The organism is Glaciecola sp. SC05 (assembly GCF_041380235.1).
Classification (GTDB): Bacteria; Pseudomonadota; Gammaproteobacteria; order Enterobacterales; family Alteromonadaceae; genus Glaciecola.
The window spans coordinates 93,381-109,544 of sequence record NZ_JBGIYY010000016.1; the positions used below are offsets into that span (position 1 = coordinate 93,381).

General features: G+C 42.3%; 11 protein-coding genes and 1 pseudogene. 11 read left to right on the top strand and 1 reads right to left on the bottom strand.

Features of this window, described 5'->3' with window-relative positions; all coding sequences use genetic code 11:
- Nucleotides 1-105 precede the first annotated feature (105 nt).
- The 8 genes and pseudogenes from AB9H30_RS14710 to AB9H30_RS14745 all read left to right on the top strand — a co-directional run bounded on the left by AB9H30_RS14710 (nucleotide 106) and on the right by AB9H30_RS14745 (nucleotide 9,800).
- Nucleotides 106-2,781: a heparinase II/III family protein gene (locus AB9H30_RS14710; protein WP_371195459.1), complete on the top strand. Its 2,676-nt coding sequence runs from the start codon at nucleotides 106-108 to the stop codon at nucleotides 2,779-2,781.
- A 98-nt stretch (nucleotides 2,782-2,879) separates the two neighbouring features.
- Entirely contained in the window at nucleotides 2,880-3,104 is a 225-nt protein-coding gene (locus AB9H30_RS14715; RefSeq protein WP_371195460.1) for a hypothetical protein, read from the top strand.
- A 198-nt stretch (nucleotides 3,105-3,302) separates the two neighbouring features.
- A pseudogene (locus AB9H30_RS14720) lies at nucleotides 3,303-4,838 on the top strand (transposase).
- A 169-nt stretch (nucleotides 4,839-5,007) separates the two neighbouring features.
- Nucleotides 5,008-5,688, top strand: a complete 681-nt coding sequence (locus tag AB9H30_RS14725) for a methyl-accepting chemotaxis protein (protein WP_371195461.1) — start codon at nucleotides 5,008-5,010, stop codon at nucleotides 5,686-5,688.
- A gap of 412 nt (nucleotides 5,689-6,100) precedes the next feature.
- Entirely contained in the window at nucleotides 6,101-6,541 is a 441-nt protein-coding gene (locus AB9H30_RS14730; RefSeq protein WP_371195462.1) for an Lrp/AsnC family transcriptional regulator, read from the top strand.
- Between the two features lie 219 nt (nucleotides 6,542-6,760).
- Complete coding sequence (locus AB9H30_RS14735; protein ID WP_371195463.1) at nucleotides 6,761-7,822, top strand: homoserine dehydrogenase; 1,062 nt, start codon at nucleotides 6,761-6,763, stop codon at nucleotides 7,820-7,822.
- Between the two features lies 1 nt (nucleotide 7,823).
- Complete coding sequence (locus AB9H30_RS14740) at nucleotides 7,824-9,245, top strand: aldehyde dehydrogenase family protein (protein ID WP_371195464.1); 1,422 nt, start codon at nucleotides 7,824-7,826, stop codon at nucleotides 9,243-9,245.
- A gap of 303 nt (nucleotides 9,246-9,548) precedes the next feature.
- Nucleotides 9,549-9,800 (top strand): hypothetical protein, encoded by a 252-nt coding sequence (locus tag AB9H30_RS14745; protein ID WP_371195465.1) that lies wholly within the window; start codon nucleotides 9,549-9,551, stop codon nucleotides 9,798-9,800.
- A gap of 224 nt (nucleotides 9,801-10,024) precedes the next feature.
- On the opposite strand, the gene AB9H30_RS14750 is transcribed toward AB9H30_RS14745, so the two are convergent.
- Nucleotides 10,025-11,062 carry a helix-turn-helix domain-containing protein gene (locus tag AB9H30_RS14750; protein WP_371195466.1) on the bottom strand — a complete coding sequence of 346 codons (1,038 nt, stop codon included), beginning with the start codon at nucleotides 11,060-11,062 and terminating at the stop codon, nucleotides 10,025-10,027.
- 198 nt (nucleotides 11,063-11,260) lie between these two features.
- On the opposite strand from AB9H30_RS14750, the gene AB9H30_RS14755 reads away from it, so the two are divergent.
- The 3 genes from AB9H30_RS14755 to AB9H30_RS14765 are packed head-to-tail and all read left to right on the top strand — an operon-like array spanning nucleotide 11,261 to nucleotide 15,465.
- Nucleotides 11,261-13,435, top strand: coding sequence for a TonB-dependent receptor (locus AB9H30_RS14755; RefSeq protein ID WP_371195467.1), 2,175 nt, complete (start codon nucleotides 11,261-11,263; stop codon nucleotides 13,433-13,435).
- 12 nt (nucleotides 13,436-13,447) lie between these two features.
- Nucleotides 13,448-14,302 carry an alpha/beta fold hydrolase gene (locus AB9H30_RS14760; protein ID WP_371195468.1) on the top strand — a complete coding sequence of 285 codons (855 nt, stop codon included), beginning with the start codon at nucleotides 13,448-13,450 and terminating at the stop codon, nucleotides 14,300-14,302.
- Nucleotides 14,302-15,465, top strand: a complete 1,164-nt coding sequence (locus tag AB9H30_RS14765; protein ID WP_371195469.1) for a M20 aminoacylase family protein — start codon at nucleotides 14,302-14,304, stop codon at nucleotides 15,463-15,465. The genes AB9H30_RS14760 and AB9H30_RS14765 overlap by 1 nt, the downstream gene beginning before the upstream one ends.
- Nucleotides 15,466-16,164: the final 699 nt, after the last annotated feature.

Sequence of the window (16,164 nt, forward strand, 5' to 3'; positions counted from 1 at the left end):
ATTCTATGAGCCAAGGCATTGGCGTGACGTTAGCACTATATAAAATATCCTCGCTATAAAACGTAAAATATAAAATTTATCTACCCTAAATAGAAGGTAATTATTATGAACCGAATTTTCCAGACCACGATTTTAGTTGTTGGGGCTTGTATTGTGAGCGCATGTGCCGACCCCAAGCCTGATGTCGAATTGTCTGCCAAGCAGCCTCTTGCCGACAAGTATGCTACTTCCGCAGTAAACCGCGATGTTTTAGTCGCTTCTAATCAAGCAACAAGACCGGCCATTTGGGTTAACGCAGCACAACGCGACGACATTCTCTATCAAATAAACAAAAATGAATGGGCTAATTCGTTGTTCCTGAGTTTAAAAAGTCGTGCGGATGGGGCCATATCTAGCACCGTAGAAGCGCGCAGAGAAAAATTACTCAAATTACCATTAGTATGGCCTGAAGAAAATCCGCAAACCAAAGGCAAAAAGCCTACCTTGGTAGTCTATAAAAAAGGACTCGGGAATCATACCGACGATAAGCTGAAATGGGGTTACCCTCGAGCGCCGCAAGAAAAAATGCTAAACGGACTGCAAGACGGCGTTGATTGTTCGGTTATGTATTATTTAACCGAACAGAATAGCTACGCCCAATGTGCCGCTGACATGCTTTCTACTTTTGTAAATGCGCTTGTGCAAACCCCAATTAACGACAACGATTTTATGAATAGTGGTTGGTTGTATGCTGATGATCATTTACTAGAGGCGCGAGTGTTAGGCGCACAACTCCCCATTATTTATGACTTTGTGTATTCGTATCTTAAAGATGGCGGCCAAGTACTAGATTTAGCATCCAATTCCCTAGTTGATTTTGATTTCGAAGCTGCTCAGCAGGTATTTGAAACTTATGTTAATTTGGCGCTTAACAGAGGGCTACTTGACTCAAATTGGCCAGTGCTAGAGTCGGCTAGCCTGTTGCACAATATGCATGCGCTTGATGACCCCGAAAAAGTAGCTTCTTATTTGCCTTATTACTTAAATACCAATACAAAAAATCAAGCTTCATTAAATATGATTGCTGACATGTTTCAACAGCCCGGTGATATTTGGCCTGAATCGATTAGCTACTCGAGGCATGTGACGAGTTTAAGCGTGTATTTAATGACCCTTATAGATCGTATTTATCCACAATATAAAGTGGGCACTCGATATCAGAATATCCCGCAGTCACTTACCGCAATGTATAATTTGCAATTTCCAAATAATGGCTATCCATACATTGGTGATACCAACCGCATAATGAAGGTAGATTACCAAGCTTACGAGATGGCTTTGCAACTAGCGAAAATTAATCGCAACGATGCCCAGATACAGCAATTCTCTGACTTTTTATCATCGAGTCTTGGCAACGGAGAATACAAAAGAGGAGAATTAAAACCAAGAGCGTACGAGCCTACACCGTATGTTACGCCATTAGCACTGCTATGGTCTGTTGAAAATGCTGAAATTAATTCGGTAGAGAAAGGGGAAGTGAATAGCGCACAAAATGTTGCGCCGGCGCGCCCACGAACCAATTATTTACCTCACGCAGGCATGACCATTCAGCGTAATATTAGTCAAAACAATCCAAATCAACATAGCTTAATGGCATGGATGGCGGGCGGAAGTTATATTCATGCCCATGCTTCAGGTATGGATATGGAACTTTATGGACAGGGTTTTGTTCTAGGCATAGATGGCGGAAAAGGCACCTATCGCACCGACAAGCATGAAAACTATTATCGTCTATTTGCTGCGCATAATACGGTTATCAGTAATGGCGCATCTGGCTCCAATGGAGGCTGGATAAACATGGGGATTAATCAGGTCACTCCTGTCGCGCTTGAGCCTGAGGCTGGTGAAGATGGCGTTTCAAACCATCATTCGTTCGTAACCAGTACTTTTTATGACGAGTTTAACCTAGTAGCGCCGGCCCAACACGAGCGTACCATCGGGTTGATTAGACTAAATGATGAACAAGGTTATTACCTTGATATATTCCGTGCGCGCTCGCAAACCCCAGAGCAGTTTCACGATTATGTTTATCATAACATTGGCGATTCACTCGACATTAGCACAAATGGCAAGCCAGCCGTGATGAAGGACGATCCTAAGCGCTACCAGAATTCAGATAATTTAGAATGGGTGAAGCATAAAACCTATAAGCACCCCGGCTGGCACTTTTTCGAAGACGTAATGAGCAGCAAAATATCAACACATGGATATGAAGCTACTTTTACTGCGAACCACTTGGGTGACTTCCCTGTTGTGATGCGCGCGCTTATTCCGGCGGGTGAAAACATGCAAATTTCACAAGTAAATGCCCCAAATTCTACCGCGGCTAAAGCGCCTTATAATCAAAAACCGTTACCGACTTTTATATTGAGACGAAAGGGGGACGCATGGACCAATCCTTTTGCGGTGGTTTATGAATCTTATACACAGCAAGAAAGCAACATGGCAGCAGTGCAATCAGTTGAACGAATCATGCATAATGATGTGTTTAAAGGGCTGAAAGTACTTGCTAAGGTAGATGGTAAATCACTTACTCAATATGTATTGCTGCAAGAATCTATTGATGATGAATACAAGAACACAGAAATAGGGCTGTCTTTTGTTGGTAGGTTTGCTGTGATTAGCGTTAGGCCAACAGGTGAATTAGTGGATGCCTATATTGGCAATGGTCAGTCAATTACTTATCAGGATTTTAGTCTGCAGGCAGAGCCAAAAAGCAAGGCTGCTTATTACAAAAAATAGATATTTGAAAGCGTGGTGCGTTAGGCTATGTTGGATATTATTAATGTCAAAAATGGTGCCAAAAATATTCGCAGTACAGTGTCGAATACGGTTATGGTGTGCTTTTCAAGAAATGTGAAGCTGAAATAGAAATTGGTGCACTTGGCTATGCGCCTGGCTTTGTGTCAGCGTTATATTACTACCCAACAGACAAACTACATTTGGTAGTACTAGAAAATGTAGCAAGACGTCAAAGTACCTTCTCCGAGACATTTAAAGTGCATCTAGACTTTATGCAAGCTTTGAAAAAAACCTCTACAAACGAATACCAAGTCGATCAATAAAGATGCTTTTAAGCTCTTTCTCTGTCAGTTGAAATGACCGCATAGCCCTCGATAAGGGGTCATATTGAAATTTTGAGTTGTCACTCCCTGGAGCGGACGTTCAAGGTAAAGCGGCAATACTACACACCCAAAATCAGGCTCATTGTTCAGTCGTTTTCGAAGCGATTGTTTGACATCCTAGAATGCCACTATTCAAGGATGAAGGATGTGCTGGCAATACAGCAAGAACAAAAGTACAAACGACATCGCCCTGAAACTACCTTACTGTATCAGTTGGTAGAACGTTATTACCCTGAGTTTACTGCAAACTTAGCCGAGCAAGGCAAGTACTTACCCAAATATGTTGAGCGTGAGTTTGATGAATTCTTGCGCTGCGGCCGGCTTGAACATGGTTTTTTACGAGTGGTATGCGGCGACTGCAAACATGAAAAGTTAGTCGCGTTTAGCTGCAAACGTAGGGGCTTCTGCCCGAGCTGTGGTGCTAGAAGAATGGCTGAAAGTGCAGCATTGTTGGTAGATGATGTGCTACGCGGCTATCCAGTTCGCCAATGGGTGCTGAGCTTACCCATTCCACTTCGATTGCTATTGGCAAGATACCCAAGTGAGTTAAGCAAGGTGATGGGGATTATTCACCGCGCTATTTCTACTCACATTGTTAGCAAAGGCGGTTTTTCCAATAAACAAGCGAAAACAGGCGCTGTTACGCTGATTCAGCGTTTTGGCAGCGCACTCAATTTGAATATCCACTTCCATATGCTGTTTTTGGAAGGCGCAATAAGTGAAAATCCATGGGGTGGCACCACATTTACCCGCATTAAAGCGCCATCTCATGACGACATGGTCGAGCTAGTCCATACCGTCAGCCAACGCATTGCTCGATATTTAGAAAAAGTCGGTTTAGTACAACGCGATATGGGAAATAGCTACCTTAATCTACCACTCGATGATGAAGATAGTCTACTGCAACTGCAAGGCGCCTCCGTCAGCTATCGCATCGCCATGGGGCCTCAACAAGGGCAAAAGGTCTTTACCTTACAAACCCTGCCTGCGAGCAACAAAGGTGAATATGGTCAGTTAGCCAATACAAGTGGATTTTCTCTACATGCAGGCGTATTCGCCAATGCACACGAGCCTGAAAAACTAGAAAGACTTTGCCGTTACATTAGTCGCCCTGCTATAAGTGAGCGGCGTTTGAGCACGACTGACCATGGAAAAGTGCGATATGAATTGAAGACCCCATATCGTGATGGAACAACTCATGTATTCTTCGACACCATCGATTTTATTGGCAAGTTAGCCGCTCTTATTCCGCCACCACGACTAAATTTGACTAGATTTTTTGGCGTGTTTGCTCCCAATAGCAATCTTCGCGCACAAGTGACGTCGTCACAGAGAGGAAAAAATAGTCCTAAACTAAACAATCAAGAAAATAGCCAGTCTGACAAGCCTTATCACGCTAGGAGCATGAGTTGGGCACAAAGTCCGGTAACCGGCTAGTAAGAACGTGTCTTCAACATAGACATTATTGAATGTGAGAAATGCCAAAAGCACAATGTGACGATAATTTCCTGCATAATCGAACCTGCCATCATACACAAGATATTGTCGTATTTAGACAAACAATGCTCACCCATCACTGGCAACAATACCAGAGCACCGCCACTTGAAGCTTTCGAGCAAACGGTTAGGTTTGATGATTTCACCATCCAAAGAGATTTTGACTTTGGCGCTTAACACACGAGGAGCATAAGGGGCTTGAATATTCCATATTCTGAGGCAAGGCCCTTAGCATCTCACTATCAAGATTTCAGTACTAACAGCCAGCTTACTCGTTCACCCCAACTACAAATATTTCGCTAACTTCTTCAACACCACAAATGAGTAGACACAAAACTACCCTCAAATGCAGCTGTCACCGAGGCTAGTCGATAGCGTTAATTTATCCTATACTCTTAGCATTGATTCTCGTCGAATCGTTGAACAATCTCAACAGACAGTTTCTACGTTGATAGATGAAGTAGATCAGGTTTCATCTAATGTTAACGATATGAACAGTGAGACAGAAAATATCAACACCATTTTGCAAGTGATAGATGCGATTGCAGAACAAACGAATCTGTTAGCACTCAATGCCGCTATTGAAGCAGCTCGCGCTGGCGAACAGGGAAGAGGCTTTGCCGTGGTAGCTGATGAAGTTCGCAACCTTTCTAGCAGAACTAAAAACAGTACTGAAGAGGTTGAGGCGGGGCTAGATAGTCTCTTGAGTATAACGAAGATGGTTGTAACGGCGATAAATAGTACCAAAATTCGATGTCAGGAAACCGCCGATGGTTCCACTGAAGTGGCGACTAGTTTGAAAACTATGACAAACTTTGTTGATGAAATTAACGTTCTAAGTGGTCGAATTGCGGCTTCTGCTGAAGAGCAAAGTAGCGTAACTAAAGAGCTTAATCGTAATATGACAGCTATCAACGGTATTGTAGTTGAACTAGATACGAATGGTCATCAAGTATTACTTGATGCAGGAGAAATTACCAATGTGAACAGTCAACTGGCATCCATAGTGGGGCGATTTAAACTATAAAAGTAAATAACGAAGTACTAGGTGTAAGTTTGAATCCAATCAGCAGCCCAAATGTAATAACTGATGATAAATTAATTTCTAGACCAAGATACAAAATATCTTGACGATTATCCCTATCTTTGGTCAATTACTCTTTTGAGAGAGCCATAAATGAATATAGGACAAATTAATGCTATCGACTTTCGGTCTAGCTTCTCGACCTTGTAAGGTATTTTTAATAGTTTTGTAGGCAGTGTATTGTAATCTATACTAAATATCGTTACGCGCTTGTTTGAGTCTGTGCTAGCTCTATTGAAAGTAAGCGATACCATTACTTTTTCCGGTGATTGTTGCTAGTCTCGTACTCTTGTACTTACTTATTTATTGCGTGATACTCAGCATAATATATTCGTTTCTCAGGTGGATTATCGTTGTGCACATAGAATTAGATGATGTTGATAATAAGATTATCCAAGCATTAACAGGCAATGCGCGTATATCGGTGAGCGACTTATCTCGCCATGTTAATTTGTCACGCAATGCGGTTACTCATCGTATGAGTAAGCTAGAAAAGTCTGGCGTTATTAACGGTTATCAAGTGATCTTGGGTGATGGCTTGCCAGTTAATGACAAGGTAGTTGCCATTATGATGGTCTATCGTAAAGACCGTATGCGAGATACCGAGGTCATTAAGTATGCAGCGAAGGTGCCCGAAATCGTATCGTGTTACGTTATGAGTGGCGATTATGATGTGATACTGAATGTACAGGCGCGCTCCCATGAGCGTATTCACGAAATATGGCAAGCAGTGAGTAGTTTGAAAAGCGTTGATGATACGCATACGACCTTTGCTTTATCTACGGTAAAAATGTAACTGTTTTTTCTGATCTGTTTGTTCCTCACTTTTTTTCCTTTTTCCTCCTTTTGTATTTGTATCTGTAGCTAAAGCGCTTTCTTTTTTGCATCCATTTTATCTATGCATATTGCCCGCATGTATCGTCATTTTAACCACGCCTTTGGTGAATGCGTGTATATAGACTGACATCCTCATTTGTAATACTAGTGTTGAAAATAACTTATCGAGGATGGCGCTATGAATGACAACACGAATGTCAGCACAAGTTACAACATTGCACTTATTGGTTTTGGTGGTGTAAACCGAGCACTGGCTAACATTATTGCGACAGATCCAGAAGCGTTCTATCATGAAATGGGCTTTAACTTACGTATTATCGCGGTTTCAGATATGTTTTTGGGCTCAGTGTATTCGCCAGAAGGTATCGATATGGCTCTGCTAATCGGATTGCCAGCAGCTCAAGGCGCTTGTGCTAATTTACCCAATGGCAAAGCAACTGCAGATAATGAAGATATTATTAAAAACAGTAATGCGGATATTGTTGTTGAAGCAACGGTGACTAATTCGGTGACGGGTCAGCCTGCTACTTCTCATTGTCGTTGGGCATTGTCTAGTGGTAAGCATGTGTCGACAACCAATAAAGGCCCTCTTGCTTTTGCCGAGAAGGAGTTAATAGATTTAGCGCTTAACAATAATGTTGGTTTTGAGTACGAAGGTGTGGTGATGAGTGGCACGCCGGTACTACGTTTTGCAGATAAATTACTAAAGGGCAGTAACATTAATCGATTCGCCGGTATTGTGAACGGTACAGCGAACTATGTTTTAGGTTTGGTTGAACAGGGCCAGAGTTTTGCTGATGCCATTACGTCTGCACAGCAGCAAGGCTATGCAGAGGCTGATCCTAGTGCAGATATTGAAGGCAAAGATGTGATGCTAAAGGTGATTGTTTTAGCGAATCGTTTATGGAATGCGAATTTGACACAAGATAATGTTCAGTGCGAAGGCATTACTGGTTTGACTGAAACGATGGTGAAAGAAGCCGTGGCAGAAGGTTGTCATTGGAAGTTAATAGGTAAGGCGAGCAAGCAAGACGATGGCTCTATTGTTGCTAGTGTGTCACCAGAAAAATTACCGATAGAGCATCCACTTGCGGGTATCGGTGGTGCGGTCAATGCGATTACTTTTACTTCGGGCATGTTAGGTGATGTGACGGTTTCTGGTCCTGGTGCGGGGCGTATTGAAACGGCCTACGCTATTTTGTCAGACATTATTGCGATTCATCAACGCAAGGAGGGATAGCATGGAATCTTTACAGGTTATATCGCCCAAGCAAAATGAACAGCATCAGCAAATGATTGATGTGATCAACCCATTTACACATGACATCGTGGACTCCATTCCCGCAGCAACAATGGCCGATGTGGAAACCGCATTGGTCAATGCTAAGCGTGGTCTTGAGGTATGCCGCAAATTAGCACGCTATCAGCGCGCTAACATCTTGGCGGCAACAGCAGCTATTGTGCGTGAGGAGCTAGAAAAATTTGCCATATTGATTGTGAGCGAAGCAGGAAAAACCATTGTGCAGGCGCGCAAAGAAGTCTCTCGTTGTGTTAACACTCTGGAGTTGTCGGCCCAAGAAGCGAAGCGATTAAGTGGTGAGGTGATTCCGTTTGATTCTTACGAGGGCGCTATGGGGAGGCAGGGTTACACTCACTGTGATCCTCTTGGTATTATTTTGGCGATCACTCCGTTTAACGATCCTCTTAATTTGGTTGCACATAAATTAGGACCCGCAATTGCAGGCGGTAATTCCGTCATTCTAAAACCGTCAGAGCTTGCGCCATTATCGGCTATTAAACTGGTTGATGCGTTTTTTCGTGCGGGATTAGATGAACAGATTATTTCTGTGGTGATCGGCGATGCAAAAATAGGGGACGCATTGGTATCTGCTGATGATATTCGTATGGTGTCTTTTACCGGTGGTATGGAAACCGGTGAGGCAATTACACGTACTGCAGGCTTAAAAAAAATGACAATGGATTTAGGCGGCAATGCCCCCGTAATTGTGATGGCCGATAGTGATCTTGATGAGGCGGTAAGTGCAACGGTTTCAGGTGCTTTTTGGGCATCGGGACAGAACTGTATTGGCACGCAGCGTATTTTTATTGAGCGTAGTGTGTTCGACCAGTTTTCGGCGGAGTTTGTTGCTCAAACACAAGCGCTTAGCGTAGGCGACCCGATGGATGATGTGACAGATGTAGGGCCGATGATCACACCCGCGCAGTCTACGCGTATTCAATCTTGGGTAGCGAATGCTATTAACCAAGGGGCGACATTGTTAACGGGACATCAACGTAACGAGAATATGTATACCCCAACGGTACTCACTAATGTGCCAGGTACATCAGCGTTATGTATGCAAGAAGTCTTTGCTCCAGTTGTAATTCTTGAACCGTTTGATAGTTTTGATGAGGTGATTTCTTGGGCAAATTGCGTAGATTACAGTTTGCACGCAGGTATCTTTACGCGGGATTTAGAAACGGCGTTAAAAGCAGCTGATCGCATAGAGGCAAGTGGTGTGATGATTAACGATTCGTCAGACTTTCGTTTTGACGCGATGCCTTTTGGTGGTTATAAGCGCGGTAGTTTAGGGCGAGAAGGTGTACGCTATGCATTACAAGAAATGACTCAGTCAAAAGTGATTTGTTTTAACCGAGGTTAAAGTTTTTTAAGTCGATTTCTATTACAGAGAGTCGCCGTTTTAGTAATGTATTTATGATGCGCTCGTTGTTGGGTTAACATAAATGTTTTTGACTCATTTTTTTAGCGTGTAAACACGATACGGTTTATTTCGCTGGCCGCTCTAGTTCCACCACCGCGACTCAACCTCACTCGATTTTTTGGTGTTTTCGCACCAAACAGTAATTTAAGAGCTCAAGTTACTGCATCGCAGCGAGGGAAGAATAGTCCAAGGCTGATTAACGAGGGAAATGCGCAATCAGATAAGCCCTATCATGCGAGGGGGATGACGTGGGCCCAGCGTTTGAGGCGAGTATTCAATATTGACATTACCGAGTGCGAAAAATGTCAAAAGCACAATGTGACCATCATTGCCTGCATTATTGACACCGTCGTAATTCAAAAAATAATGGCGCATTTAGATAAAAAACACCCCATTTCTATACAAGCATCGCTATTACCACCTTTGCGTGCTCCACCTAACGAAGGGTATGCAAAAGATTTCAAAATCCAACGCGACTTCAACTTTGGTGCATAGACAACAAGTCAACATTACTACGAAACTAAGTATTTCATGGTAGGAGTTTTGACATGCTGCTCACCAATTTTCTGTACCAAAGGCCTATCTACGTATGAATTTGAAGATTCAAATGCCATGCAAAACGTCCTCAACCAAACATTTAAACAAACCAACCTTATCAAAAGTACAGCTGTTAAGGGGGGTAGTAAATAGCTTTAATTCTCCTTATACTCCTACTGTAATTAACAACGTATTTGTACTCTTATTTTGCTAGGCGACAAACCGAATTTACGCTTTATGGCGGTAGAGAAATTACATTGATGTTTGAAACCTGCTTGGTCAGCTATTTCAATAATAGGCAAGTCTGATTGTGTCAACAGTTGATAACCAAGTTCTAAGCGTTTGTCTTGAATTAACTCAGATATACTTAGTCCAAAAAGTTCTTTAAACCCATAAAACAATTTATTTCGATTTATTCCAATTCGAGAGGCTAACTCTGCGATAGTTGGAGATGCTTTTATATCATTTAGTAATATATAATGGGCTTTGTTAATCGCTTCCACGTCGGCGTCGGTGAGCTTTACTAAAGACGGCTTTAAGCGTAACTTCTGAACCTCATTAATTGATTTACATAAAATCTCAGTGCACTTTGCGTTCATAAGTGCGATACGCATAGGTCCCGACATTTCTGAATGAATCAGGTCGTTTGTCATTGCATTTAAATCTTGAGAAAACGAAAAGTATCGGTGAAAAGAATCTATCTCATAGCCAATAAGCGCATCTTGCAATAGCTCGGGCATGTTATCGAGTTGTAAGCCCGTGATTTTCTCTAGTAACGCGGGTTTGCAACACAGTGTTGCCCAAACAGAAGTAGTATCTGCTTTTACATGTTCCTCTATTTGAGAGTCACGTGGGTTATTAATGACTCGCCAAGAAGGCGACAAAGCAGAAATAGTGTTTTTCGCTGACACTGCCATATCCATATCGATCGACAGGCTAAAATTGAATCTTATCCAGTCATTATCGCAAGTAATGAAAGTCTGGTCTTTTTTCCAATGACAATCCATTATGAGTAATTTTAGGTCTGCTAATAATTCGAAAAATTCGATACGACCACTTAAAATATCATTATCATAATGGTTAATTAGTGAGCTTCCTAAAGTACTTTCACAGCGTAATTGAGAATCACTCGCAGCCTGAAATAACTGAGCATTTACTACTTCTAAATTGGTCCAATCAAACTTAACTTTTTTACTATTACGGCTTGCTTGCTTTGCCATAATCATATAATCCTTTTGCCAAAACACGTCAATATACTTACATAAGCATACGCTATTTAGAGCATAGTTTTTTGTTAATTAATGTGTTGCGCAAAACAAAAAATGCTCTCAACAAAAGTAAATTATTTGTTAATAAACCATTCTGATAATGCAAATACATTATTTCCTATTTTTAAATAACATTATCTTGAGGCAATTATGAAGTTATCAAAAATCGCTACATCGCTTCTTATCACTGGGCTTTTTCCCGTAAGCACAAGCTTCTCTCAGGAACAGAGCGAATCACAAAGCGCTGACAATCGCCAAATAGAGGTTATTGAAATAACCGCGCGAAAACGCACTGAAACAGCGCAATCAGCTCCCCTTTCAGTATCGGTACTCAACGGATTGTCACTAGAGCGGGCGGGCGTTGACGGCTTTGAAAATGTGTTGGCTACAGTCCCTAATGCTAGCCAATCAGGTGGTATTGGAGGCGGTTTGCAAGGCTTAGTGAGTATTCGAGGTATATCTACACTAGTGCGATTTGTAGGTTTGGAGACTGGCGTTGGGTACTATGTAGACGGCGTTTATGTTGGCCGACCAGAAAACTTCAATCAGGACTTGATGGATGTAGACAGGGTAGAAGTGTTGCGAGGCCCGCAAGGCGCGGTATTTGGTAAAAATACGATTGCCGGTGCTATTAACATTATAACCAATACGCCGACCGAAGATACCAAAGCGACAATTGAAGCGCAATACGGAAACTTCGGGCACACTCGATTAAAGGCTAGTATCAGTGGCGAATTAAGCGAAAACATATTCGGTAGTGTGTCAGGCAGCTACTTTGCCCGCGACGGCGTAGTGAAAAATAGCTTCCCAGGTGGCGACGACCTTGATGATGCTGATTTAGTCTCTGCACGCACCAAGCTACTATTTAAAGCGGCGGATAATATTGAATTTGTATTTGCGGCTGATGTTTTAAGAGACCGGAGCAAGCCTGCATTCTTTGAAGTACGAGATGCAGCCTTTATCGACGATCCAACAGAAAGTACTCCCTTCACCGTAAATTCTGACCAACCCAACTTCTTAAATAGAGACATTTGGGGGGCATCATTGCAGTCTAATGTGCAACTACAAAGCGGCCTATGGGAAACCGTGGTAGCGATAAGAGATACTTCATTTGAAGCAGGCATTGACGACGATAAACTCCCGTTCAGATTCTTTATTGACGAGTTTGCGAGCGACGCTAATTTTACATCTGCTGAAACCCGCTTTAGTGGCTCGCTTAACAATACCGATTATCAAGTGGGTTTGTATTGGTTCTCACAAGATGCTAACAATATATCGAATTTTGCGCTAGGCGATTTTTTAACTGGCGTGCCAGGTGTCGAGCCGCCTATTGATTTAACTAGTTCGGTTGACACCGATAGTATAGCGCTCTTTTTTAACACCGACACACAACTTACAGCGCAATTAGCGCTAGAGATAGGTGGTCGTTATGTAAGCGAAGAAAAGTCGGCATTTCACAAACAAGATGACATGACGGGTATCTTTGGCTCTACCGACTTTCAAATAGACCGCACCGATAGCGATTTTTCACCTATTGTTTCATTGTCATATGAGGTATCCCCTACATTAACTGCCTATGCGCGATACGCAGAAGGATTCAAAAGTGCAGGGTTTAACACTGACTTTGTGTCACAAGGTGCCAATTTAGAAGTTGAGCCAGAAACGGCGACTTCGGTAGAAGCGGGCGTAAAAACAATGCTTCTTAACCGTGCTTTACGGGTGAATTTAGCGGTGTTTAATACCCAGTATGATAATTTACAATTAGCACAAATTGTGGGGGCAGGCGTGTCTTTAAATAACGCTGCACAAGCAGACATTAGCGGTATTGAAGCTGACTTTTCTGCATTGTTAGGTGACTATTTTGATATTTATGGGTCAGTTGGTTTTCTTGACGCTACCTATGACGACTTTCCTGGCTGTCCTGCTGCGGGCGCTATTGAAATGCCACCCAAAGAAAATTGTAGTGGCAATTTCTTAAATTTAGCACCTGAATGGACCACCGCATTTGGCGCTCAAATGGTATATCCCCTAACCGATCTAGAAATGGACCTAGTCGTTAGAGCCGACTGGAATTATCGCTCAGAAGTGTTCTTTGAACCTCAAAACGAGACTCGTTTGTCGGGTGAATCTAGAAGTTTATTGAATGTACGAGTCGGTCTGACTGATGATGTGGGCGCGTGGGATGTGTTCTTATGGGCAAATAATATATTGGACGAGGAGTATGTGAACTTTGCTGACGATCGTAGCGGTATTTTTGTGCCAACAACTGAAAGCTTTGGTGCACCTCGCATGTATGGCATGACTCTACGATTTCGGTTTGAGTAAGGGAGGCTGAATATGTTTACCCGTAAATCTGAAAAATTGCTTAGTGAGACTCTATTTTACTCGCACAGAAGTACAAAAATTGCCTACCAGCATACAGAAATACGAAAACAAACTATCGTATTTATTCACGGCAACAGCGCATGTAAAGAAGTCTTCGAGCAGCAAATTGAAGCACTAAGCGATGAATATAGACTAATATTACTAGATTTACCTGGGCATGGTGAATCGAGTAACTCGAATGAGCCAATGCAAGACTATACTATTCCAGGATACGCAGTTGCTTGTATCAGTCTTTTACAGTCAATAAAGGTGGTGAATCCGATAATTATGGGATGGTCTTTAGGCGGTCATGTTGCACTTGAAATGGTGGGACAAGGTTATTCAGCTTGCGGGTTACTAATAACCGGAACACCGCCGATTGGCAGAGGCTTAAGCGATTTTGAACATGCATTCCAAGCTAACGAAGTTATGGCATTGACTGGCAAGCAAGCATTTACCGATGACGACGCCGCTAAGTATTTATCCGCATTATATTCGACCAGTATCATAAATAACTTTGTGATAGCAGCCCAACGAACCGACCCAATTGCACGAGAGGCGATGGTTGCCCATTGGAGCGCTGGAGTAGATGGTGTAGATGAAAAAGCTCTTATTGCCAGTTGGGACAGACCGATTGCGGTAATACACGGTGAAAATGACCAGTTTGTTAACCTAGACTACCTAACTAACTTGATATGGAAAAATTTGTGGAAGAATAAAATACTGTCAGTAAGAAATGCCGGCCATTCTCCATTTTTAGAACAGCCAATAGTTTTCAATCAGTATATTTTGACATTTGCGCATAGCTGTTTTAACAAGGAAAAATGATGGAACACGACATAGAATTGCTTGAAAAAACCGTTGCAAACATGAAAGCCTTACGCAGAGAGTTCCATAGGCATCCAGAAATGGCCTACAAAGAAGTTCAAACGGCCAAACAAGTTAGCACACTTTTAGAAAGTTATGGTTTAACAGTGACTACCAACATCGCCTCTACAGGTGTTGTTGGGGTGCTCGATCGTGGAGAAGGTCCTCGCTTAGGCTTGCGCGCCGATATGGATGCCCTGCCAATACATGAAGACAATGAACTAGCGTATTGTTCAAACGTGCCCGGCGTTATGCATGCTTGTGGCCACGACGGTCATACAACAATGTTGCTCGGCGCAGCTGCAATGTTAGCTAAAACAGAAGGCTTACAGGGCAAGATAACATTTATATTTCAACCGGCTGAAGAAAATGAGGGCGGTGCTAAGCAGATGGTTGAAGAAGGGCTATTTACTAAATTTGACGTTGACTATATTTATGCTTTACACAATCTTCCCAATATTCCTGCTGGTACAATATTAGCTCAACCTGGGCCAATATCGGCGGCTTTCGATACATTTGAGATAGAGGTATTAGGTAAAGGTGGTCATGGTGCTATTCCTGAGTTAACCCAAGACCCAATTTTAGCCGCTAGTGCATTAGTACAAGCACTAAATACAATAGTGTCTAGGAAGGTAAGCCCGCTTGAAAGCGCGGTTGTGTCTATGGGTAAGATATCGTCGGGGGAGACCTATAATGTTATCCCAAACTCTGCTCACTTAATGGGATCGTGCCGGTCGTTTAACGGCGAAGTACAAGCAATATTGCAACAACAAATAAGCAATATTTGTGAAGGGATAGGTAAAGCATACGACGTGTCTGTTAAGTGTAATTATAAAACGCTATATCCGGCTGTTATAAACGATGAGAAAGCCACTCAAAAATTTGTAAATGCAATAGAAAGACATTTGCCGTCAGTTGAAATGATAACTGAGTTTTCACCACTTATGGGCTCGGAAGACTTTTCATACTTTCTAGAGGTCAAACCCGGCTGCTATTTTGGCATAGGAAACGGGGTGAATAGTGCATCACTGCACACTCCAGACTATGATTTCAACGACAATATTCTGGAAACAGGGATTACGGTGTGGTGCTCGTTAGCAAAGGAGTTTTTGAAAAAAGAGTGACAAAAAAGGAAGCATAAATCTTCGCCATTGTCTAAGAGCGTAGAATTATGCATTACCCACTGCTTAGTTTCGGGATGTTCTTATTCAGCATTTTTAATGCTCACCATTTAAACCCGTCTTAATTAATTTAATCGCAGTATTCATGCGCTTGGGAAGCGGCCTATTACGGTGATAACAAACATGTATATTTTCACTTACTGGATTTGCAGGTGAAACCCTAAGCCACTAGTAACTGGGCATGATGGAGTATAACGAATTAACACTATGTACTAGTCATTGTCACAGCTGTATTTGAGGGCAGTGATGGGTGAGCCTTGCTTGTCTAGATATGACAATATCTTGTGATAGGCGTTATACCAATACATTTTCGATAGAATTATCCCGAGAATTCGCAACGGCTACCAGTAGCCATATATGCCCTTCAAATGAGCGGCGAGAAACGTCCGCTTTATTCAATCGAGCAAATTTGAATGGAACTGAAACGGCGGCCTATGGCACAAAAGAGACCCTCAAAAAAGTATCGTTTAATGTCCGCTAAGCGCCTGAAACCTGACCAAAGCCTCGAATTGTTCAAGGTGTACAAGACCGCCGAGATTATTCAAAGTACAACCCTTAGTTGCGACTAAATATGTTTACAGTAAATCTTTTAGTTTTTTGCTACCACATTCTTGTATTGCGCTTTTGGCATTTTTCGCATTC